Here is a 749-nt window from a genome sequence, read left to right as displayed (position 1 = left end):
AGTTTGGAAGGCCTGCTTGGAACGGCCCTCGACCATGTCCAGCAGCCGTGCTGGGCCGACGCCGTTGCGGATGCCGGTCAGGTCGATGATCACGGTGACGTACTTGTCGCCGCGCCGGGCGTGGCGCCACACGTGCTCGTCTACGCCGATCGCGGTGACGCCGTCGAAGCGATGCTCGTCGTCGATCAGGACGCGCTTGCCCTCGGCCAGGACCGCGTCGTTGGCGGTGTTCCATGCGACCCCGAGACCCTCCGCGACCCGGGCCACCGTCAGGTGCTGGCACACGATCCCTTCCAGCGCCCACCGCAGCCCACGGCGTGACAGCTTCGCCCGCGGCTCGGCAGCCTGGCTGGTGTCTTGGCGCCACACATGTCCGCAACCGGTGCAGCGGTAGCGACGCACCGTGATCAGCAACGTCGTCGGCCGCCAGCCCAGCGGCTCGTGTGCGAGTTCTCGGGTCACCGTGTCCCGCGGGACGCCTTCGCAGCCGCAACGCCGGCACCACTGATCAGGGTCGAGGATCCGGCAGGCGAGCACGGCACGGTCGGGCTCGAGCCGTTGGCCGGTGACTTCGAGGCCGAGCTCGTCGAGGCGGCAGAACGTGGTCAGGTCGGGGCGCGCGAAGGTAGCGTGAGACAAGTCGAGGTCTTCCAGATGGCGAGCGTCAGAACTTCCATCATCGGGAGACCTCGACGTCTACCCGGTCACTGCCCCCACCCCAGCCGCTACACCGTCATCTGTGAAGAGCC

At 68.5% G+C, this 749-nt stretch carries 1 protein-coding gene; it reads right to left on the bottom strand.

The window, feature by feature from the left end:
* Positions 1-639, bottom strand: a 639-nt coding sequence (locus tag ABD213_RS15035) for a transposase (protein WP_486303323.1), incomplete at its 3' end; no start/stop codon positions are given.
* Positions 640-749 lie beyond the last annotated feature (110 nt).

Origin of the sequence: Aeromicrobium halocynthiae (genome assembly GCF_039531385.1) — a bacterium.
GTDB classification, from domain to species: domain Bacteria; phylum Actinomycetota; class Actinomycetes; order Propionibacteriales; family Nocardioidaceae; genus Aeromicrobium; species Aeromicrobium halocynthiae.
The sequence above is the reverse complement of the archived record's forward strand: the minus strand, read 5'-3'. Positions and strand labels throughout refer to the sequence as shown.